The organism is Sphingomonas sp. (assembly GCF_024508665.1).
Taxonomy (GTDB): Bacteria; Pseudomonadota; Alphaproteobacteria; order Sphingomonadales; family Sphingomonadaceae; genus Sphingomonas.
This window is the reverse complement of sequence record NZ_JANINP010000006.1, coordinates 1059810-1078223: the sequence shown is the minus strand read 5'-3', so window position 1 is coordinate 1078223 and position 18414 is coordinate 1059810. Positions and strand designations below refer to the sequence as shown.

General features: G+C 65.4%; 21 protein-coding genes. 10 read left to right on the top strand and 11 right to left on the bottom strand.

Annotated features, from left to right (window positions below):
• The first annotated feature begins 6 nt into the window (after positions 1-6).
• Together Q0L25_RS13985 and Q0L25_RS13980 are read left to right on the top strand one after the other, a co-directional pair.
• Entirely contained in the window at positions 7-1677 is a 1671-nt protein-coding gene (locus tag Q0L25_RS13985) for an ankyrin repeat domain-containing protein (RefSeq protein WP_296615225.1), read from the top strand.
• Positions 1667-2128 (top strand): DUF5990 family protein, encoded by a 462-nt coding sequence (locus Q0L25_RS13980; RefSeq protein ID WP_296615223.1) that lies wholly within the window; start codon positions 1667-1669, stop codon positions 2126-2128. The genes Q0L25_RS13985 and Q0L25_RS13980 overlap by 11 nt, the downstream gene beginning before the upstream one ends.
• Here Q0L25_RS13980 and Q0L25_RS13975 read toward each other — a convergent pair.
• The 6 genes from Q0L25_RS13975 to Q0L25_RS13950 all read right to left on the bottom strand — a co-directional run bounded on the left by Q0L25_RS13975 (position 2103) and on the right by Q0L25_RS13950 (position 5135).
• Positions 2103-2300: a hypothetical protein gene (locus Q0L25_RS13975; RefSeq protein WP_296615221.1), complete on the bottom strand. Its 198-nt coding sequence runs from the start codon at positions 2298-2300 to the stop codon at positions 2103-2105. The genes Q0L25_RS13980 and Q0L25_RS13975 overlap by 26 nt on opposite strands.
• Positions 2301-2592: 292 nt before the next feature.
• Complete coding sequence (locus Q0L25_RS13970) at positions 2593-2829, bottom strand: hypothetical protein (RefSeq protein ID WP_296615220.1); 237 nt, start codon at positions 2827-2829, stop codon at positions 2593-2595.
• Positions 2826-3590 (bottom strand): DUF899 domain-containing protein, encoded by a 765-nt coding sequence (locus Q0L25_RS13965; RefSeq protein ID WP_296615217.1) that lies wholly within the window; start codon positions 3588-3590, stop codon positions 2826-2828. Before Q0L25_RS13965 ends, Q0L25_RS13970 begins: the two co-directional genes overlap by 4 nt.
• Before the next feature lie 31 nt (positions 3591-3621).
• Entirely contained in the window at positions 3622-4104 is a 483-nt protein-coding gene (locus Q0L25_RS13960) for an SRPBCC domain-containing protein (RefSeq protein ID WP_296615215.1), read from the bottom strand.
• Positions 4101-4430, bottom strand: a complete 330-nt coding sequence (locus tag Q0L25_RS13955; protein ID WP_296615214.1) for a helix-turn-helix transcriptional regulator — start codon at positions 4428-4430, stop codon at positions 4101-4103. Before Q0L25_RS13955 ends, Q0L25_RS13960 begins: the two co-directional genes overlap by 4 nt.
• Positions 4431-4571: 141 nt before the next feature.
• Positions 4572-5135 carry an EF-hand domain-containing protein gene (locus Q0L25_RS13950; protein WP_296615212.1) on the bottom strand — a complete coding sequence of 188 codons (564 nt, stop codon included), beginning with the start codon at positions 5133-5135 and terminating at the stop codon, positions 4572-4574.
• A 363-nt stretch (positions 5136-5498) separates the two neighbouring features.
• On the opposite strand from Q0L25_RS13950, the gene purB reads away from it, so the two are divergent.
• Entirely contained in the window at positions 5499-6815 is a 1317-nt protein-coding gene (gene purB / locus Q0L25_RS13945) for an adenylosuccinate lyase (protein ID WP_296615210.1), read from the top strand.
• A 403-nt stretch (positions 6816-7218) separates the two neighbouring features.
• Positions 7219-7836 (top strand): hypothetical protein, encoded by a 618-nt coding sequence (locus Q0L25_RS13940; protein ID WP_296615208.1) that lies wholly within the window; start codon positions 7219-7221, stop codon positions 7834-7836.
• A 168-nt stretch (positions 7837-8004) separates the two neighbouring features.
• Here the strand turns inward: Q0L25_RS13940 and dnaJ are convergent, their stop codons facing one another.
• Both dnaJ and dnaK read right to left on the bottom strand, forming a co-directional pair.
• Positions 8005-9129, bottom strand: a complete 1125-nt coding sequence (dnaJ, locus tag Q0L25_RS13935) for a molecular chaperone DnaJ (protein WP_296615206.1) — start codon at positions 9127-9129, stop codon at positions 8005-8007.
• Positions 9130-9257: 128 nt separating this feature from the next.
• Positions 9258-11183: a molecular chaperone DnaK gene (gene dnaK / locus Q0L25_RS13930; protein ID WP_296615204.1), complete on the bottom strand. Its 1926-nt coding sequence runs from the start codon at positions 11181-11183 to the stop codon at positions 9258-9260.
• Positions 11184-11346: 163 nt separating this feature from the next.
• On the opposite strand from dnaK, the gene Q0L25_RS13925 reads away from it, so the two are divergent.
• From Q0L25_RS13925 to Q0L25_RS13910, 4 genes are all read left to right on the top strand, one after another.
• Entirely contained in the window at positions 11347-11778 is a 432-nt protein-coding gene (locus Q0L25_RS13925) for a copper chaperone PCu(A)C (RefSeq protein ID WP_296615203.1), read from the top strand.
• Positions 11779-11785: 7 nt separating this feature from the next.
• Positions 11786-12277 carry a vgr related protein gene (locus Q0L25_RS13920; protein WP_296615202.1) on the top strand — a complete coding sequence of 164 codons (492 nt, stop codon included), beginning with the start codon at positions 11786-11788 and terminating at the stop codon, positions 12275-12277.
• 178 nt (positions 12278-12455) lie between these two features.
• Positions 12456-12956 (top strand): PH domain-containing protein, encoded by a 501-nt coding sequence (locus Q0L25_RS13915; RefSeq protein ID WP_296615201.1) that lies wholly within the window; start codon positions 12456-12458, stop codon positions 12954-12956.
• 55 nt (positions 12957-13011) lie between these two features.
• Positions 13012-13779, top strand: a complete 768-nt coding sequence (locus Q0L25_RS13910; RefSeq protein WP_296615199.1) for an energy transducer TonB — start codon at positions 13012-13014, stop codon at positions 13777-13779.
• Positions 13780-13827: 48 nt separating this feature from the next.
• Here Q0L25_RS13910 and Q0L25_RS13905 read toward each other — a convergent pair whose 3' ends face one another.
• The 3 genes from Q0L25_RS13905 to hrcA all read right to left on the bottom strand — a co-directional run bounded on the left by Q0L25_RS13905 (position 13828) and on the right by hrcA (position 16927).
• Positions 13828-15051 carry a threonine synthase gene (locus Q0L25_RS13905; RefSeq protein WP_296615197.1) on the bottom strand — a complete coding sequence of 408 codons (1224 nt, stop codon included), beginning with the start codon at positions 15049-15051 and terminating at the stop codon, positions 13828-13830.
• Positions 15052-15285: 234 nt separating this feature from the next.
• The gene (locus tag Q0L25_RS13900) at positions 15286-15846 is read right to left on the bottom strand and encodes a nucleotide exchange factor GrpE (protein ID WP_296615710.1); all 561 of its coding nucleotides are present in this window, start codon (positions 15844-15846) and stop codon (positions 15286-15288) included.
• A gap of 37 nt (positions 15847-15883) precedes the next feature.
• A complete protein-coding gene (gene hrcA / locus Q0L25_RS13895) occupies positions 15884-16927 on the bottom strand; it encodes a heat-inducible transcriptional repressor HrcA (protein ID WP_296615195.1) in 1044 nt (347 codons plus the stop codon).
• 128 nt (positions 16928-17055) lie between these two features.
• Between hrcA and rph the strand changes: the two genes are divergently transcribed.
• Both rph and rdgB read left to right on the top strand, forming a co-directional pair.
• Entirely contained in the window at positions 17056-17778 is a 723-nt protein-coding gene (gene rph, locus Q0L25_RS13890; protein WP_296615192.1) for a ribonuclease PH, read from the top strand.
• Entirely contained in the window at positions 17775-18404 is a 630-nt protein-coding gene (gene rdgB, locus Q0L25_RS13885; protein WP_296615191.1) for an RdgB/HAM1 family non-canonical purine NTP pyrophosphatase, read from the top strand. The genes rph and rdgB overlap by 4 nt, the downstream gene beginning before the upstream one ends.
• Positions 18405-18414 lie beyond the last annotated feature (10 nt).

Here is an 18414-nt window from a genome sequence, read left to right as displayed (position 1 = left end):
TTTCCGATGCGTCGTACGCTCACGCCCAAGACCAATCTCGATACCCTACGCAAGGACGCCAAGCGCTGGCTGAAAGCTATTCGCGCGGGCGATGCCGCCGCGATCGCGCGCCTTCGCGAGTCCGGTGCGACACGCTCCGCCGATCCCGCGTTGCGCGACGTACACCAGGCACTGGCGGTCGAATATGGCTGCGAGAATTGGGTCGCGCTCAAGACGGCGATCGCCAATCTCGCGCTCGATCGGCAAAGCTATGCCGACCGGCTCGGCCAGGTTTTACGGCACGGCTGGGATGGCGATCCCGCGGTCGCGCGGCGGATCGTCGATCGCCACCCGGTCATCGCTCGCGATAGCGTATTCACCGCCGCCACGTGCGGCGATGTCGAAGAGGTGGAGCGGCGGTTGGCCCGCGATCCCGGTGTCGCGGCCGCATCGGGTGGACCCAAGGATTGGACCGCCCTCGCTTATGTCGCCTATGGCCGGCTCGATGCCGTCAACGGCGTGGCGATCGCGCGGTTGTTGCTGGCGGCGGGCGCCGACCCGAATTTCTCGTTCAACGATGGCTGGGACAATTCCTTCACGCTCGTGACCGGCGCGATCGGCTTGGGCGAAGGCGCCAAATCGAGCCATCCCCAAGCGGAGGAATTGGTCGACCTGCTGGTCGCCGCGGGTGCGTCGCCGTTCGACACGCAGGCGCTCTACAACATCTCGATCGTCGGGTCCGACGTCTATTGGTACGATCTGTTGTGGCGGCATTGCGAGGCGCAGGGCGTGACCGACCGCTGGCGCGACGCCGTCAGCTATCGCATCGGCGGCAGACAGCCGCTCAACCCGCTCGACTATCTGCTCGGCAATGCCGTCGGCCAGAACCATCTGGCGCGCGCCGCATGGCTGCTGGAGCGCGGCGCCAACCCCGATACCCCGCACGCTTATACCGGACAGCCGGTCCATGCGCTGGCGCAACTGTCCGGGTTCGTCGATATGGCCGCCTTGCTCGAACGTCATGGCGCCGCCCCGGTCGCGCTGAGCGGAGCGCAGGCGTTTCGGGCGGCGTGCCTGCGCGGCGACGAAGCGAGCGCGCGGGCGCTGCTCGCGGCCGACCCGCGGCTGGTGGCCAATCCGGCGCTGTTGCTGGCGGCTGCCGAGTTCGGCAATGCGCCGGCCATCGCGCTGTTGCTGTCGCTGGGCGCCGAAGTCGGGGGCAGCGACCATGAAGGCATCACGCCGTTGCACCGTGCCGGGCAGTCCGGATCGTTGGAAGCGGCAAACCTGTTGATCGCCGCGGGCGCAGAGATCGATCGCCGAGAGCGCAAGTGGAACGGAACACCGCTCAGTTGGGCGGTGGTACTCGGGCGGCCGCGAATGGCCGAGCTGCTCGCGCCATTGAGCCGCGATCTTTGGCCGCTGGTCCATCTCGGTCTGGCCGAGCGGCTCGATACCGTGCTCGCCGCCGAGCCCGAGCTAGCCAACCGCGCGCGGGCGCAGGACGATACCCCCACGCCGCTTTTCCATCTGCCCGATGACGAGGACAAAGCCGTCGACGTCGCGCGCATCCTGCTGCGCCATGGCGCCGATCCCCGGATCCGCAACAAAAAGGGCGAGACCGCGATCGAAGCGGCGCGGCGGCGCGACCTCGACGAAGCGGCGGACGTGATGGAAAGCTGGCGCCATGACGGCTGAACGATCGGCGCTGCCGCTACGCATCGTGGTCGAGCGGCCTGTGCCCGGCGTCGCACTCGCGCTGCGGCGCGGCGCCAGCGCCAAGGCGACATTGGTTGGGCCGGTTCATGTTTCGACCGACGCGCACGTGTTCGATTTCGAGGTGACGCTGCACGGCAGCAATGACGCCGGCGGGCCGCGCCTGCTCGGACCGTTCGTCCAGGGGCCGCCGGCTGCGCGGTTCGTCTATATCACTATCGGCGCAAGCGCGGGTCAGATCGGTTCGCCATGGCAGCGCCGTGCCAAGGTTCCGCTGGGAGCGATCGACTGGCAATCGATCGAGGCAATGGCGCCGGGCGGGCGCCTGACCGCGCATATCGCCGGCACCGCACGCGACGGCAGCCCCGCCTGCGCGACCGTGCCGATCCTGCCGCCGGGTTGGGTGGTTAAGCGATCTTCTGAGCCCGGATGACTTTGAAATTGTCCTTGCTGACGGTGAGTCGCACTAGCTGCCCTCGCCCCGGCGGCGGCACTATGTCGACAATCCAGGCGTCGGCGACGCTCTTATAGTTGTAATGTTCGTGCGGGCCCGGCGCGTGGCAATCGCTCGCCATGCCGCGCTTGATCGCGAACTGCTGAGCCACGGCAACGACGCGCTTTATACTCGCAAGCGAGGGTTGCGGGGGCTGGGACTGAGAGCAGCCGACTCCCGTCAACATCATCGCGAAAAGTAGCAGACGCTGCATATCAGATATGAGATCACATAACATCTTGCCGAGCAAGCCCGATCTTGTTCGAATCGCATACACCTAGCCTCGCCCGTCATGCCGGCCTTGTGCCGGCATCCACCGCGCAGCACATCCCACAGCTTGGGGTTTGCGGCACTGTGGATGCCGGCACAGGGCCGGCATGACGACAGAAGCTTATCACAAGCGCTCAGCGCGCCTCCGATCGCCCCGCGACCAGCTTCAGCCAGGGCGTCGCGTGGAAGACGCTCATCAGCAGGTACATCGGCACCATGCCGCTCAGCGGGAAACCGGCCGTCGCCGAGCATAGCGCGATCGGACCGCCGCCGAGGCTCGTCAGCAACGCCATCGCCGCGAAGGTCGGCGATGCCGCCAGACCGAGCCATTTGGCCAACCCCGCGCCGCCGACCGTGCCCGCGGCGATCACGCCTGGCCCTCCTTGCGGAACGCCGCCTCGCCGGCATCGGACACTTCAACCCATTTGGGATCCGGCGCGTTTTGCTCGGCCTCGTAATTGTCGTGCCAGTTCCACCATTTATAGGGTGGCGTCTGCGGATAGCCCTCGGGCGAATCCTCCCAGCTTTCCTGGCGGCCGAGCGGCGTGACGTCGAGATAGGACCAGGTCGTGCCCATCGCCTCGTCGCCGCGATTGTTGATGTAATAGGTGCGGAAGATCTGCCCGTCCTCGCGAATAAAGACGTTGTGGCCGTGCCATTCGTCCACGCCGAAATCCGCGTCGAAACTGTCGGTGATCGTGTACCAGGGCATGTCCCATCCCATCCGCGCTTTCAGCCGCGCGATATCGGCCTGCGGCGCGCGAGAGGCGTAAGCGAGCGTCGTGTCGCGCGCATTGAGATGGGCAAGATGCGCGACCTGATCGGCGCCGAACGAGCAGCCGCGGCAGCCATGGTCGGGCCAGCCGAACACGCCGGGCTCAAAAAAGGCGCGATAGACGATCAATTGGCGCCGCCCTTCGAACAGATCGAGCAGGCTCATCGCGCCATTGGGTCCGTCGAAGCGATAATCCTTGTCGACCAGCATCCACGGCATCCGCCGGCGCTCGGCGGCGAGCGCGTCGCGAGCGCGGGTGAAGGTCTTCTCCTTGACCAGCATGCGCTCCCACGCCGCAGTCCATTGGGATGCCGATACGGTCGGCGGGCGGTTTGCGAGTGTGCTGTCCTGTTGCATGATGATACTCCCGATCACGAAAGGCGAACGTTCATTGCGCTCGGGTTGCGGCCTCTTCCTCGGTCACCGCACCGATCCGGCCGATGACCTGGCTCCAGCCGCCGCTCATGTTGCGATAGGCGGTCTCGTTCCGCGGCAGGACGAAGCCCGAATGGACGACACGCAACCGGGTGCCGCCATCAACCTTTTCCAGCGTGAAGGTGACGATCGTGTCGAGCCGCGATCCGTAGCCGGTATTGGCCTCATCCCCGCCCTTCCACGAATAAGCGAGGCGCTCGCCCGGCACGACTTCGAGCACCTCGCACTGGATCGTCCCGTCCCAGGCCCCCGCAGGAGAGGTCTTATAGGTGAAGCGGTTGCCGACCACCGGTTCGTATCCGGTCGGCGTCATGTTAAGCCAGCGCGCCATCATCGCGCTGGTGGCCAGTGTCTTCCACACCGTCTCGGGCGCGTGCGGAAAGACTTCGTCGACCACGATCTCTCGCGTGTCGGCGTGCAAAACGGTGTCGGTCACGGGTCGATCTCCTTGAGCAATTCATGCAAATTGGCGAGGCGGTCGCGCCAGAAGGCGTCGTAATAGCTCAGCCAGTCGAACAGCGGCGCGAGCCCGTCCGGCGTCGCGCGGTAAAAGACTTTCCGCCCCTGCGGGCGTTCGGCGACGAGCCCGGCGAGCTTCAGCGATTTGAGATGCTGCGAAACCGCGCCCTGGGTCACGCCGCTGGCGCGCGTCAGGTCGGCGACATTGACCTCTCCGCGGCGCGCGACCTGCTCGAACACGGCCCGGCGGGTCGGATCGGATAGCGCGCGCATCACGGCGTCAACGGGGATGGCGGATAACATGCGAATCGATTAGCCAATACTAATCGATTAGTCAATACTAATGTGTTTGCACCCCCGGGCGGAAAGGCCGCGCACGAAAAAGGGCCGCCGCGCCAAGGGGAAAACGCGGCGGCCCTCTGCGTGGGCGTCGTCGGAGTTAGATTACGACGCCTTTTGACCCGAGCCCTGCGAGAGGAAATTGGTCAGTTCGTCCTTCGAAACCGACTTGGACTTGTCGGTGTCGGCCTGGGTAAAGGCCTGGGCGACCCAGCTCTTGTTCGCGGCATCGTCCTTCAACGACGGATCGGCCTTGGTGCGCAACGCGGTCATCCACGCGCCGAACTCGGCCTTGCTCAGCGAGCCGTTCTTGTTCTTGTCGTAGGTGCCGAACTCGCCATTGACGACATCGGCGACCTGCGCGCCCGGATTGGCCGGCGTAGCTGCCGCGGTGGCGCTATCCGCGGGAGCCGGATTGGCCGCCTGAGCGTTGGGGGCAGGCGCGGTCGGCGCGGGCGCGGTTTGCGGCTGAGCATCTGCGGTGGTCGGCGCCGGTGGCGTGGTCGGAGCCGCGGTGGTCGGCGCCGGCGTTGTCTGCGGCGCTGGATTGGTTGCGGTCGGCGCCGCCGGAGCCGGCATGGTTTGCGGTTGCGCCGGTGCAGCGTTAGTATCCGGCTGCGGCGTTGCAGTCTGTGGCTGGTTCTGCGCCAGTGCAGGCATAGAAATCATAACAGCGCTGGCCAATAGTACATGCTTCAGCATGGCAAATCTCCTTGCGTTTTCGACCTGTTTCTGCGAAGCGGTTGTTCACCACCCCATGCGAATTGCTCAAATAGAACATTCGATTTTCGATATGGGTCCGAAATTGTTGATGTGAAGGGCCGGTTTGTCCCGTGATTGGCGCAGGTCGTCGCGGAGTTGTGCGCTGATTGCGACGAGCTGACTCACGATTTTTGGGAACCGTCACTTCGGCACCACAGTGCGCAGAAGCGGCACGTTTCCCGTGGCCGTCCCGCAAAGGCGATTGAGGGTCGGGACGGCGCTTGCTATCGGCGCGGACATTCCCGGCATCCCGCTTTCGAAAGGCCGTTCATGGTCCCGCGCTATTCCCGTCCCGACATGACCGCGATCTGGGCCCCGGAGGAGCGCTTCAAGATCTGGTTCGAGATCGAGGCGCACGCGACCGACGCGCTGGCCGAGCTCGGCGTGGTGCCGAAGGAAGCCGCCGCCGCGTTATGGGCTTGGTGGGCAACCAATCCCAAGATCGACGTGGCGGCGATCGACGCGATCGAGGCGGTGACCAAGCACGATGTGATCGCTTTCCTGACCTGGGTGGCGGAGAATGTCGGCGACGAAGCGCGGTTCATGCATCAGGGCATGACCTCGTCCGACGTGCTCGACACCTGCCTGGCGGTGCAACTGGCGCGCGCTTCGGATATCCTGCTGGCCGATATCGACGCGCTGCTCGCGGTGCTCAAGCGCCGCGCGGAAGAGCACAAGCTGACGCCGACGATCGGACGCAGCCACGGCATCCATGCCGAGCCCGTGACGTTCGGGCTGAAATTAGCCGAGGCTTATGCCGAGTTTTCGCGCAACCGCGAGCGGCTGGCCGCGGCGCGCAAGGACATCGCGACCTGCGCGATTTCGGGCGCGGTCGGCACTTTCGCCAATATCGATCCGCGCGTCGAGGCGCATGTCGCCGAGAAGCTCGGCCTCGCGGTCGAACCGGTCTCGACCCAGGTCATCCCGCGCGACCGACATGCGATGTTCTTCGCGACTCTGGGCGTGATCGCCTCGTCGATCGAGCGGCTGGCGGTCGAGATCCGTCACTTGCAGCGCACCGAAGTGCTCGAGGCGGAGGAATATTTCTCGCCGGGACAAAAGGGCTCGTCGGCTATGCCGCACAAGCGCAACCCGGTGCTGACCGAGAATCTGACCGGTCTCGCCCGCATGATCCGCAGCGCGGCGATCCCGGCGATGGAGAATGTCGCGCTCTGGCATGAGCGCGACATCAGCCATTCGTCGGTAGAGCGCTATATCGCCCCCGATGCCACCATCACGCTCGACTTCGCTTTGGCGCGGCTGACCGGGGTGGTCGACAAGCTCCTCGTCTATCCGGCGCGAATGGAGAAGAACCTCAACAAGATGGGCGGTCTGGTCCATTCGCAGCGCGTGCTGCTGGCGCTGACCCAGGCTGGCGTCAGCCGCGAGGATGCCTACCGGCTGGTCCAGCGCAACGCGATGAAGGTGTGGGAATCGGATGGCGAACTGTCGCTGCTCGACCTGCTCAAGGCCGATCCCGAGGTGACCGCCGCGCTTTCGCCGGCCGAGATCGAGGACAAGTTCGATCTCGGTTACCACCTCAAGCACGTCGACACGATCTTCGCTCGAGTGTTCGGCCAAGGATGAGCGACCTGTGGCTTTGACGCCACGGCGTGATGCGACATGGCAACACAGTTGCAAATGCTGCAACTGCGAAGGCTTGAAATAATATTGCGCACATGCGCAACTATTTCCATATGGCTCCCAGCCGGACTGATCCGGCTCTAAGGAGAAGCAACCATGCGTATCATGGAGATGCTGGCCACCGCTATGGTGAGTGTCGGCAGCCTGGCGCTGGTGGCGGGGGTCCTTTCCCTCTAAACCATCGGCCCACCGCACCCCGTGAAAGTCGGGGGCGGTCAGGCCGGATGGGTGGGCCAGAGACACCATCGCGGGCCGCTCCGGTCCCGCTAAGAGATTATCCCCAGACTCGGTCTATTTTCGCGCCGCCCCAAGCCCGCTATGCCGCGAGTTTTGGTGGGAGGCGCGCGTGAAGAAACCGCAAACGGTCGCCAAGCTGACCGAACTGGGCCGGGTCCAGCTCTCGCGCACATTCTTCATGCGCGATTTCCTCTATTCCGACATCGCCGAGATTCATGGCCTGGCGAACATCCCGGACGATCCCGATCTGGCGATCGCGGCGGGCACGCGGTTGTGCGAGGAATTGCTCGAGCCGTTGCAGGACGTGTTCGGGCGGATCGCGATCCGCTCCGCCTATCGATCGGCCGAGATCAACCGGCTGGGCAATGCCAAGGGCTATAATTGCGCGTCGAACGAGCGCAGCGCCGCCGGGCATATCTGGGATCAGCGCGATGCCCAGGGGATGATGGGTGCGACGGCATGTATCGTCGTGCCGCGCTTCGCCAACGAATGGACCGGTCCCGACGACTGGAAGCGCATCGCCTGGTGGGTGCACGATCACCTGCCCTATTCGACAATGGAATTCTTTCCGGTCCGCTGGGCGTTCAACCTGCAATGGCACGAAAAGCCGTTACGGATGATCTACAGCCATATCCCGGATGCGCGCGGATACCTGACCAAGCCTGGCATGCCCGAGCACGATGTGGATCACCGGGAGCTGTGGGAATCGATTGTTCCTCGTACGTAAAACCTTCTCCCGGTGGGAGAAGGAAAGCGCAGCTTGGCGGCTCGCCGCCTAGCGAAGCTTGGATGAGGGTAGTTTGAGGAGAGAAAAGCGCGAGTCCGAGCTTCTGCCCTCACCCTTCCGCCGCTTCGCGGCTCCCTCCCTCTCCCAAAGGGAGAGGGAATCGGAGACTCACCCCCCGACCGCCTTCTTCACCTTCTGGAAGAAGCCCTGCGCCTGGGGACATTCGTCGCCGGTTTCGGTGCAGCGGAATTCCTCGAGCAGCTCACGCTGCTTGGCGGTGAGCTTGGTCGGGGTTTCGACCGAGATGCGGACGACCAAGTCGCCGCGTCCCTTGCCCTGGAGCACCGGCATGCCGGCGCCGCGCTGGCGCACTTCGCGGCCGGATTGCGTACCGGCGGCGATCTTGACCTCGTGCTGTTCGCCGTCGAGACCGGGGATGGTGATCGACCCGCCGAGCGCCGCCGTGGTGAAGCTGATCGGCGCGTGCGCGAACAGGGTCGTGCCCTCGCGCTCGAAGATCGCGTGGCGCTTCACGTGGAGGAAGATGTAGAGGTCGCCCGCGGGCGCGCCGCGCGGTCCGGCCTCGCCTTCGCCGGTCAGGCGGACGCGAGTTCCTTCGTCGACGCCGGCGGGGATGTTCACGGTCAGCGTCTTGGTCTTCTCGACGCGTCCCTCGCCGCGGCACGACGGGCAGGGATCGGCGATCACCTGGCCCGCGCCGTGGCACGACGGACAGGTGCGTTCGACGACGAAAAAGCCTTGCTGCGCCCGCACCTTGCCATGGCCGGCGCACGTGCCGCAGGTCTTGGCCGATGTGCCCGGCTTGGCGCCGGAGCCGTCGCATGCCTCGCACATCGCGGCGACGTCGATCGTGATCGGCTCGGACTTGCCGTGGAACGCCTCTTCCAGGCTGATTTCCATGTCGTAGCGCAAATCGGCGCCGCGCTGCGGCCGGCGTTGCCCACCACGGCCGCCGCCCATGAATTCGCCGAACACGCTTTCGAAAATGTCGGAGAAGCCCGAAAAATCGTTGCCGCCGCCGAATCCGCCGGGGCCGCCGCCTTGCTGGAACGCGGCATGACCGAAGCGATCATAAGCCGCGCGCTTCTGCGGGTCCTTCAGGCAATCATAGGCAGCGTTCACCGCCTTGAACTTGGCCTCGTGATCCTTGCACCCCCCGTTCTTGTCGGGGTGGTATTTCATCGCGAGCTTGCGGTACGCCGACTTGATCGTCGCGTCGTCGGCATCGCGCTCGACTTCGAGCAATTCGTAGAAATCAACTTCGGTGGTCATTTACTCGGCCCCCGCCGACCTTCCCCGTCACCCCCGCGAAGGCGGGAGCCCATCTCCTGATCCTGCCTCGGTCGAAGCGAGGGAGACGGGTTCCCGCTTTCGCGGGAATGACGGGTAAAGTCCATCACTTACGCCTTGTTATCGTCCACTTCCGAGAATTCGGCGTCGACGACGTCCTCGCCGCCGGCCTCACTACCCGCGGCAGCACCGTCGGCAGCGGGCGAGGCCTCGGCCGCCGCCTGCTTCTCGTAGATCGCCTGGCCGAGCTTCATCGCGACCTGGGCCAGCGCGCTGGCCTTTTCCTTCATCGCTTCGGCATCGCCGCCCTCGACCGCGGTCTTGGCCTCGGCGATCGCCGCCTCGATCTCGGACTTCAGCGCCGCGTCGACCTTGTCGCCATTGTCGGCAAGCTGACGCTCGGTGGTGTGGATCAGGCTTTCGGCATTGTTCTTCGCCTCGGCCGATTCGCGCCGCTTCTTGTCCTCGTCGGCAAAGCGCTCCGCGTCCTTGACCATCTGTTCGATGTCGGCGTCGGACAAACCGCCCGAAGCCTGGATGCGGATCTGCTGCTCCTTGCCGGTGCCCTTGTCCTTGGCACTGACGTTGACGATGCCGTTGGCGTCGATGTCGAACGTGACCTCGATCTGCGGCACGCCGCGCGGCGCCGGCGGAATGCCGACCAGGTCGAACTGGCCGAGCAGCTTGTTGTCCGCCGCCATTTCGCGCTCGCCCTGGAACACGCGGATCGTCACCGCCTGCTGATTGTCGTCGGCGGTCGAATAGGTCTGCGACTTCTTGGTCGGGATCGTCGTGTTGCGGTCGATCATCCGGGTGAACACGCCACCCAAGGTCTCGATGCCCAGCGACAGCGGAGTTACGTCGAGCAGCAGCACGTCCTTGACGTCGCCCTGCAGCACGCCGGCCTGGATCGCGGCGCCCATCGCGACGACCTCATCCGGGTTGACGCCGGTGTGCGGCTCCTTGCCGAAGAAGTCCTTCACGACGTCACGGACGCGCGGCATGCGGGTCATGCCGCCGACCAGCACGACTTCGGAAATGTCCGAAGCCTTGACGCCGGCATCGGCCAGCGCCTTCTTGCACGGATCGAGGGTGCGCTTGATCAGGTCCTCGACCAGCTTTTCCAGGTCGGCGCGGGTGATCGTCTCGACCAGGTGCAACGGAGTCGACGAACCGCCTTCCATGCGCGCGGTGATGAAGGGCAGGTTGACCTCGGTCGTCGCGGCCGAGGACAGCTCGATCTTGGCTTTTTCGGCGGCTTCCTTCAGCCGCTGCAGCGCGAGCTTGTCGGTGCGGAGGTCGAGGCCTTCCTTCTTCTTGAACTGATTGGCCAGGAATTCGACCAGCTTGTTGTCGAAATCCTCACCGCCCAGGAAGGTGTCACCGTTGGTCGCCTTCACCTCGAACACGCCGTCGCCGATCTCGAGGATCGAGATGTCGAACGTACCGCCGCCAAGGTCATAGACCGCGATCGTCTTGCCGTCCTGCTTCTCCAGGCCATAGGCCAGGGCAGCCGCGGTCGGCTCGTTGATGATGCGCAGCACTTCGAGACCCGCGATCTGGCCGGCGTCCTTGGTCGCCTGGCGCTGCGCGTCGTTGAAATAGGCGGGAACGGTGATGACCGCCTGGGTCACCGTCTCACCGAGATACGATTCGGCGGTTTCCTTCATCTTCTGCAGGATGAAAGCCGAGATCTGTGAGGGGCTGTAATCCTGGCCGCCGGCCTGGACCCAGGCGTCGCCATTGCCACCCTTGACGATATGATACGGGACCAGCTCGGTGTCCTTCTTGGTCACCGGGTCATCGAAGCGGCGGCCGATCAGGCGCTTCACCGCGAATACCGTATTGTCGGGATTGGTCACCGCCTGGCGCTTGGCCGGCTGGCCGATCAGGCGCTCGCCATCCTTGGCGAAGGCGACGATGGACGGCGTGGTACGCGCGCCTTCCGCATTTTCGATCACCTTGGGCTTGCCGCCTTCCATTACGGCAACGCAGCTGTTGGTCGTACCCAGGTCGATACCGATTACTTTTGCCATTGGTCCTCTGTGGCCCCTCAATCAAAATAAAACCCAGCCCGCGCCCCTCACGAGAGGCAGCGCAAGCACCAAATACCCCGGCGATATAGGGGGGGATTCGCTTGCCGCAAGATTGCGTCGTGCCTAGGGATTTCAAGTGTTCCCAAAGTGGGAAGGAGAAGGAATGAAGTCCGCGCTGCTGCTGGTTCCCGCGATCGTCGCTGTGTCGGCCTGCCAACAGCCCCGGGAGGTAACAGCCGGCAAGGCCTGGATTCGGCTCGCGGCGGTATCCTCCAACCCTTCGGCGGCGTATTTTACGCTGAAGGGTGGGCCGAAGGACATGACGCTCATCGGCGTCTCGACAACGGCTGCGGTGCGCAGCGAGATGCACGAGAGCATGAACGCCGGGGGCATGATGTCGATGGCCCCGCTAAAGCTCGTCGCGTTGCGCGCCGGCGGCGAAGTCGCGTTCGCGCCCGGTGGCAAGCATGTCATGCTCTATGGGCTCAAGGCGGCGCCCGGCGCGACCGTGCCACTGACCTTCACGTTCGCCGATGGCCGCACGGTAACTGCTCCGGCTAAGGTGGTTAGCGCAGGCGACCCAGCGCCGGAATGAGTAACCCATGAGGCAGGAAGTCCGCCCACTGACTGCCGGCGAGATCGATCTCGCGCGGTCGGTGTTCGGCGATGCGATCGACCTCGCGCCGGTCCGCGTGGTGCTCGGCAAATGGGCATTCTTCCAGCCCCGCAACGTGGTGATGAGCCCGCGCGGCCGGATCCATTTCCATCCGCACGGCACCGCCTATCGCGACGATTTCAGCCACGCCGAACTGGGCGAACAGGGCCTGTTCGTGCACGAGATGGTGCATATCTGGCAGCATCAATCGGGCATCTTCCTGCCGCTCCGCCGCGTGCCCTGGGCGAGGTACGATTATGCCGTGAAGCCGGGTTGGGAGTTGCGGAAATACGGGCTGGAGCAGCAGGCCGAAATCGTACGGCACGCCTTTCTGCTGGGGCACAACGCACTGATCCCGGGCGCGCCGCCATTGCAGCAGTTGAAGACGATTTTGCCGTTTAGGGCGGTGGATGGCGCCCATGGGGCGCGGCACGGCTAGCCGCCATTTCATTCGTCACCCCGGCCCTGTGCCGGGGTCCACCGGGACGCCATCCCGGTACCAGAGGTTCAACGGACGCGCGTTAGGCCTGGTGGATGCCGGGACGAGCCCGGCATGACGTTTGTGACTCTAGCCTATCCCCTCAACCGCGTTACACTCTCCTCACGGAGGGACACCAATGCCACAGACGCTCGACCGTTTCCGTTCTTCGACCTGGGGCTGGCTGCGCGGCACGCTGGCCGGGTGGGGAACGCTGTTGCTGGTGCCGATCGGGGCGATCGGGACCTTGATGACGGGCACGCCATTTCCGCTCGGTTTCATCGCGCTCGCGCTGCTGATCGCGGCGGCGAAGTGGTTCCAGAATCTCGCCACCACCTACGAAGTGACCCAGGACCGGCTGATCCTGCATCGCGGCATCCTCAGGAAATCGATCGACGAGATCGAGCTATACCGGATCAAGGACATCCGGATCGACTTTTCGCTGATCAATCAATGGGCGGGGATCGGCACCATCACCCTGCTGTCCAGCGACGAGACCACCGCCGGGCGGCCGTTCGCGATCCGCAATATCGAGCAGGCGCAGAAACGGCGGGAAGAATTGCGCGATCTGGTCAATGCCGCCCGGCAGGCGCGCGGCGTGCGCGAGTTCGACATGGTGCAGGAAGCGACCATGCCCTAGCAACCCGGGGCGGACAGCGCGCGTTCAGTCGTTGATAGGTAAACGCGCCGTGACGATGACCGGAACGATTACTCCCGAACGCCTCAAGGGCTTGATCGGCGCTGCTTTGGTGCAGGCCGCGATCTTGTATCTGTTGGTCGCGGGTCTGGTCGTAAACCTGCCGACGATCGGAGCGGTCAAAAACGACTTGCTCGCCTTCGTACCGCCCCCGCCTCCGCCCGAGATCAAGGTCGAGACCCAGCCCAAGCCGAGCCACAAGACCGAAGGCAAGGCCGCGCCGCCCAATATCAAGTCGAAGGCCACCGAAGTCACCGCGCCGCCGGTCCCGACGCCGCCCGTCCCTCCTCCGCCTTTGCCTGCCGCGACCAAACCGTTCCAGGGCAACCAATCGACCCAGGGTGCCGCACCGGTCGCGGGGCCGGGCACCGGCGCTGGCGGGATCGGCAATGGCACCGGGAGTGGCGGTGCAGGAGACGGCGACGGTGACGGCGAGGGCCGCGAAATCGCGCCGCGCTACAAGAGCGGCCGGCTCAAATCGTCGGATATCCCCGAATCGGCCTGGGAATCCGGGGTCGAGGGCACCGTGTCGGTACGCTATTTCGTCAATGTCGACGGCAGCGTCAGCGGCTGCCGGGTAACGCGATCGAGCGGTTACGCCTTGCTCGACAACACCACCTGCCGGTTGATCGAGCAGCGCTTTCGCTACCGGCCCTCACTCGACGAGGACGGCACACCGATCCGCTCGATCATCGTCGAGAACCACACTTGGGTTAACCCGCTCCGGGACGACCCCGAGGATCGAGAAGATCGCGAGCGTAGATAGAGGTCGACGGAAAATCCTGGGCTCCTGCTTTCGCAGGAGTACTGAACCTCAAAGAGAGGCCAGATCGATCGCCCCGTTCTTGTCGAGTGTCTCCGCCGCGTCGGGCATCGGATATTTGAGGCCGGTGGCGCAATTGAACAGCACGACCTCGTCCTCCTCGTCGACCAGACCGTCGGCGAGCGCCTGGCGATAGGCGGCGAGCGTCGCGCCGCCTTCGGGGCAGAGCAGCAGGCCGTCCTTCCTCGCGCAATCATCCGCCGCGCGCAGGATCGCCGGGTCGCCCACCGCGACGGCCTTGCCGCCGCTCTGGCGCACCGCGCGCAGGATCAGGAAATCGCCGACCGCCTTGGGCACGCGGATGCCGGCGGCGACGGTATGCGCGTCTTCCCAGCGTTCGGCATGGACTTCGCCCGCCTCGAACGCGCGCACGATCGGCGCACAGCCGGACGCCTGGACCGCGAACATCTTGGGCCGCTCGGGCCCGATCCAGCCGAGCTGCTCGAGCTCGTCGAACGCTTTCCACATGCCGATCAGCCCGGTGCCGCCACCGGTCGGATAGAAGATCGCCTTGGGTAGCCGCCAACCCAATTGCGCCGCGAGCTCGAGGCCCATCGTCTTCTTGCCCTCGATCCGATACGGCTCTTTGAGCGTCGAGAAGTCGAACCAATGGCCCTCGGCAGCGCCCTTGCCGACGATCGCACCGCATTCGTCGATCAGCCCGTTGACGCGATAGACCCGTGCGCCTTGCGCCGCGATCTCGCGCACGTTGATTTCCGGCGTGTCGTCGGGGCACAAAACAATCGTCTCGATGCCGACCCGGCTGGCATAGGCCGCGAGCGCGGCACCCGCATTGCCGTTGGTCGGCATGGCGATCTTGGTGACGCCCAATTCCTTGGCCATCGCCACCGCCATGACCAGCCCGCGCGCCTTGAACGACCCGGTCGGCAACCGGCCTTCGTCCTTGACCCACACATTGGGCCCGCCGGATTTGGCGATCGGTACCAAAGGCGTTTCGATCTCGCCCAGGCTGACGATGTTCTCGGTATGGCGGACGGGCAGCAACTCGCGCCAGCGCCAGAGGTCGGTCGGGCGCGCCTCGACCATCGCGCGCGGTACGAACCCTCGCACCGCTGCTAGATCGTAGCGCACCAGCAGCGGCCGGCCGGCGCGCGACAGACCGTACAACCGGTCCGCCTCGTACTGCTCGCCGGTCAGCGAGCATTCGAGATGCGTGACGAAGGTCGGGCGCTCGGCGGTGAGGTTTGGGTTCATTGCCGAGCCATATCAACCCGATCCCCCTTGCGGGAGGGGGTGAAGCGGGAGCAGCGGAAATTCCCTCTAAAATCCTCCCCGGCACGGGGAGGGGGACCGCGCGGCGTCAGCCGCGTGGTGGAGGGGGCCCGCGACCAACTATCCATACGCCAAGAGCCCCGTGATCGTGGGACCTCTCACCAAGCCGCTACGCGTCTTGGTCCCCCTCCCCGTGCCGGGGAGGATTTTACAGATTCAATCCGGCTTCTTGGCCACACCCACCAGCGACGGGCGCAGCAGGCGGTCCTTCAGCATATAGCCGGCCTGCATTTCCTGGACGATCGTGCCCGGCGGCTCATCCGATGGGATTTCGAGCATCGCCTGGTGCTGGTTGGGATCGAGCGGCAAGCCCAACGCGGCGATCCGGGTGACGCCGTTGCGCTGGAACACCGCGTCGAGTTCGCGCTGGGTCGCTTCCAGGCCGGCGATCAGGCCCTTCAGCCGGTCGTCCTCGCGCAAGTCCGCGGGAATCGCCATCAAGCCGCGGCCCAGATTGTCGGCGACCGACAATATCTCCCGCGCGAAGCTGGTCACAGCATAAGCGCGCGTATCGGCGGCTTCCTTTTCGGCGCGGCGGCGGACATTCTGCGCCTCGGCATGCGCATACATCACCGCGGCCTTGGCCTCAGCGAGTTCGGCTTCCAATTGCGCGACGCGGTCATGCTCGGCCAGTTCGGGCGCGGCCTCCGCGGTTTCTGCGCGCAGGTCCTCCGCGCCATTGGCGGTGGTGGTCGTATTTTTGTCGTCTTCGCTCATCATTCTCTTCGTCTTGGCCCCGAAAAATTGCTGCCTCTCAACCGATCAGGCGGGAGAGGGTTGCGGCGGTGAAATCCACCATGGGCACGACTCGCGCATAGTTCAACCGGGTCGGCCCGATTACTCCCACCACGCCGACCACGCGGCCGTCGATCCCGCGGAACGGCCGCGCGATCACCGACGAGCCGGACAATGCGAACAACTTGTTCTCCGCGCCGATGAAGATGCGGGTCGATTCGGCGGTCCGCGCGCTGTCGAGCAACCCGGCGATCTCCTGCTTGCCCTCGAGATCGTCGAGCAGGTCGCGGACGCGTTCGAGATCCTCGGCCGCGGCCGCATCGATCAACCGCCCCTGGCCGCGCACGATCAGCACCGGGCGGCGATCCGAATCCTCGCTCCACACGGCGATGCCCTGTTCGATCAAGGTTGCCGCGGCCTTGTCGAGCGCGGCGCGGTCGGCGGCAAGTTGGCGGTCGAGCCGCGCTCGTGCCTCCGCCAGAGTCAGTCCGGCGAGCGTCGCCGACATGTAATTGCCGGCCTCGACCAAGGCCGCCTGGCTAGTGCCGGGCGCGAGATCGACGACGCGATTCTCGACCTGGCCGTCATCGCCGACGATCACCGCTAGCGCGCGGCCCGGCGACAAAGGCACGAAACTGATCTGGCGCAGCACCAATTCGCTTCTCGGCACCAGCACCAATCCAGCGCAGGCCGACAAGCCGCTAAGGGCCGCCGTGGTAGCCGCCAGCGCCTCCTCGACCGGACCGGAACGCACCGCCCTGCCCTCGATCGCTGCGCGCTCCTCCTTGCTCGGCTCGGCGACGCGCATCATACCGTCGACGAACAAGCGCAGGCCGGTATCGGTCGGCATTCGCCCGGCGCTGGTATGCGGATGACTGAGTAGGCCGAGCGCTTCGAGCTCCGCCATGACGTTGCGAATCGACGCCGGCGACAGGCCGAACACGCCGGCATCGGCGAGCGTGCGCGAGCCCACCGGCTGGCCGGTGTCGAGATAGCCCTCGACCACCGCGCGAAAGATGTCGCGCGCGCGATCGGACAATTCGGTCACGGCTGGGGCGGTCATGCGCCTGATCTAGGCGGCGTGGGCCTGCCGCTCAATCCCACCGCTTACCGCAACGGGTTCGACACGAGGCGATTGCCGCCCGTGGCTTGAGGCCCTAGGGCCGTCGCCACCAGTTTCAGGAGACTTACATGCGCCCCAGCGGCCGCGCCCCCGATCAGATGCGTACGATCACCATCGAACCCCATTTCACCAAGCATGCCGAAGGATCGGTGCTGGTCGGGTTCGGCGATACCAAGGTGCTGGTGACCGCCTCGGTCGAGGATCGCTTGCCGCCTTGGCTGCGCGGCAAGGGTCAGGGCTGGGTGACCGCCGAATATGGCATGCTACCGCGCGCCACGCATACCCGCGGCGCGCGCGAGGCGGCGCGCGGCAAGCAATCGGGACGCACGCAGGAGATTCAGCGGTTGATCGGGCGCAGCTTGCGCGCAGTGACCGACCTGACGCTGCTAGGCGAGCATCAGATCACTCTCGATTGCGACGTCATCCAGGCCGATGGCGGCACGCGCACCGCGTCGATCTCGGGCGCTTGGGTCGCGCTCAGGCTGGCGATCAACGGACTGATGCGCGACGGCAAGATCGCCCATGATCCGCTGACGCAGAAGGTCGCGGCGGTCAGTTGCGGCATCTTCCAGGGCACGCCGGTGCTCGACCTCGATTATGACGAGGATTCGAATGCCGATGCCGATGCCAATTTCGTACTACTCGAGAATGGCCACATCGCCGAGGCGCAAGCGACCGCCGAACATGCAACCTATGACGAGGAAGCGCTGTTGAGGCTGCTGCGGCTCGCGCGGATCGGCTGCAACGAGATCTTCGCGGCGCAGGCGAAAGCGGTTGGATCGGCAGGATGAGCGGCGAGAGCGATTATCCCCAGGCGATCCGCAAGCTCGCCCCCGGCAAGCTGGTCATCGCCAGCCATAACGAGGGCAAGGTGCGCGAGATCGAGGCGCTGCTGGGGCCGTATGGCATCCAGCCGGTGTCGGCGAAATCGCTCGACCTGCCCGAGCCGGAGGAAACTGGCACGACCTTCGTCGCCAATGCCGAATTGAAGGCGCTGCAGGCGGCCGACCTGTCGGGCCTGCCCGCCCTGGCCGACGATAGCGGGCTGTGCGTCGAGGCGCTGAACGGCGATCCCGGCATCTTCTCCGCACGCTGGGCGGGACCGGCCAAGGATTTCGGCCTGGCGATGAAGCTGGTCGAAGACAATCTCGCCGCGACCGGCCCTGATGCCGTTCGCGACGCGCATTTCGTCTGCGCGCTGGCGCTGGCCTGGCCCGACGGCCATGTCGAATGGTTCGAAGGACGCGTCGACGGCGTGCTGGTATGGCCGCCGCGCGGCGAGCACGGCTTCGGCTACGACCCGATGTTCCTGCCCGACGGCCACGACCGCACGTTCGGCGAGATGATGCCGGACGAAAAGACCTCGCTGACGCACCGCGCGGCGGCGTTCAGACAGCTGGTCGACGCCGTTCTCTGAGCGTCAGCCT

Excerpts from the sequence above, each read along its gene's own strand:
- Q0L25_RS13985 (WP_296615225.1), top strand. The coding sequence starts at position 7 with ATGCGTCGTACGCTCACGCCCAAGACCAATCTCGATACCCTACGCAAG.
- Q0L25_RS13980 (WP_296615223.1), top strand. The coding sequence starts at position 1,667 with ATGACGGCTGAACGATCGGCGCTGCCGCTACGCATCGTGGTCGAGCGG.
- Q0L25_RS13965 (WP_296615217.1), bottom strand. The coding sequence starts at position 3,590 with ATGCAACAGGACAGCACACTCGCAAACCGCCCGCCGACCGTATCGGCA.
- Q0L25_RS13955 (WP_296615214.1), bottom strand. The coding sequence starts at position 4,430 with ATGTTATCCGCCATCCCCGTTGACGCCGTGATGCGCGCGCTATCCGAT.
- Q0L25_RS13950 (WP_296615212.1), bottom strand. The coding sequence starts at position 5,135 with ATGATTTCTATGCCTGCACTGGCGCAGAACCAGCCACAGACTGCAACG.
- purB (WP_296615210.1), top strand. The coding sequence starts at position 5,499 with ATGGTCCCGCGCTATTCCCGTCCCGACATGACCGCGATCTGGGCCCCG.
- dnaJ (WP_296615206.1), bottom strand. The coding sequence starts at position 9,129 with ATGACCACCGAAGTTGATTTCTACGAATTGCTCGAAGTCGAGCGCGAT.
- dnaK (WP_296615204.1), bottom strand. The coding sequence starts at position 11,183 with ATGGCAAAAGTAATCGGTATCGACCTGGGTACGACCAACAGCTGCGTT.
- Q0L25_RS13925 (WP_296615203.1), top strand. The coding sequence starts at position 11,347 with ATGAAGTCCGCGCTGCTGCTGGTTCCCGCGATCGTCGCTGTGTCGGCC.
- Q0L25_RS13920 (WP_296615202.1), top strand. The coding sequence starts at position 11,786 with ATGAGGCAGGAAGTCCGCCCACTGACTGCCGGCGAGATCGATCTCGCG.
- Q0L25_RS13915 (WP_296615201.1), top strand. The coding sequence starts at position 12,456 with ATGCCACAGACGCTCGACCGTTTCCGTTCTTCGACCTGGGGCTGGCTG.
- Q0L25_RS13910 (WP_296615199.1), top strand. The coding sequence starts at position 13,012 with ATGACCGGAACGATTACTCCCGAACGCCTCAAGGGCTTGATCGGCGCT.
- Q0L25_RS13905 (WP_296615197.1), bottom strand. The coding sequence starts at position 15,051 with ATGAACCCAAACCTCACCGCCGAGCGCCCGACCTTCGTCACGCATCTC.
- Q0L25_RS13900 (WP_296615710.1), bottom strand. The coding sequence starts at position 15,846 with ATGAGCGAAGACGACAAAAATACGACCACCACCGCCAATGGCGCGGAG.
- hrcA (WP_296615195.1), bottom strand. The coding sequence starts at position 16,927 with ATGACCGCCCCAGCCGTGACCGAATTGTCCGATCGCGCGCGCGACATC.
- rph (WP_296615192.1), top strand. The coding sequence starts at position 17,056 with ATGCGCCCCAGCGGCCGCGCCCCCGATCAGATGCGTACGATCACCATC.
- rdgB (WP_296615191.1), top strand. The coding sequence starts at position 17,775 with ATGAGCGGCGAGAGCGATTATCCCCAGGCGATCCGCAAGCTCGCCCCC.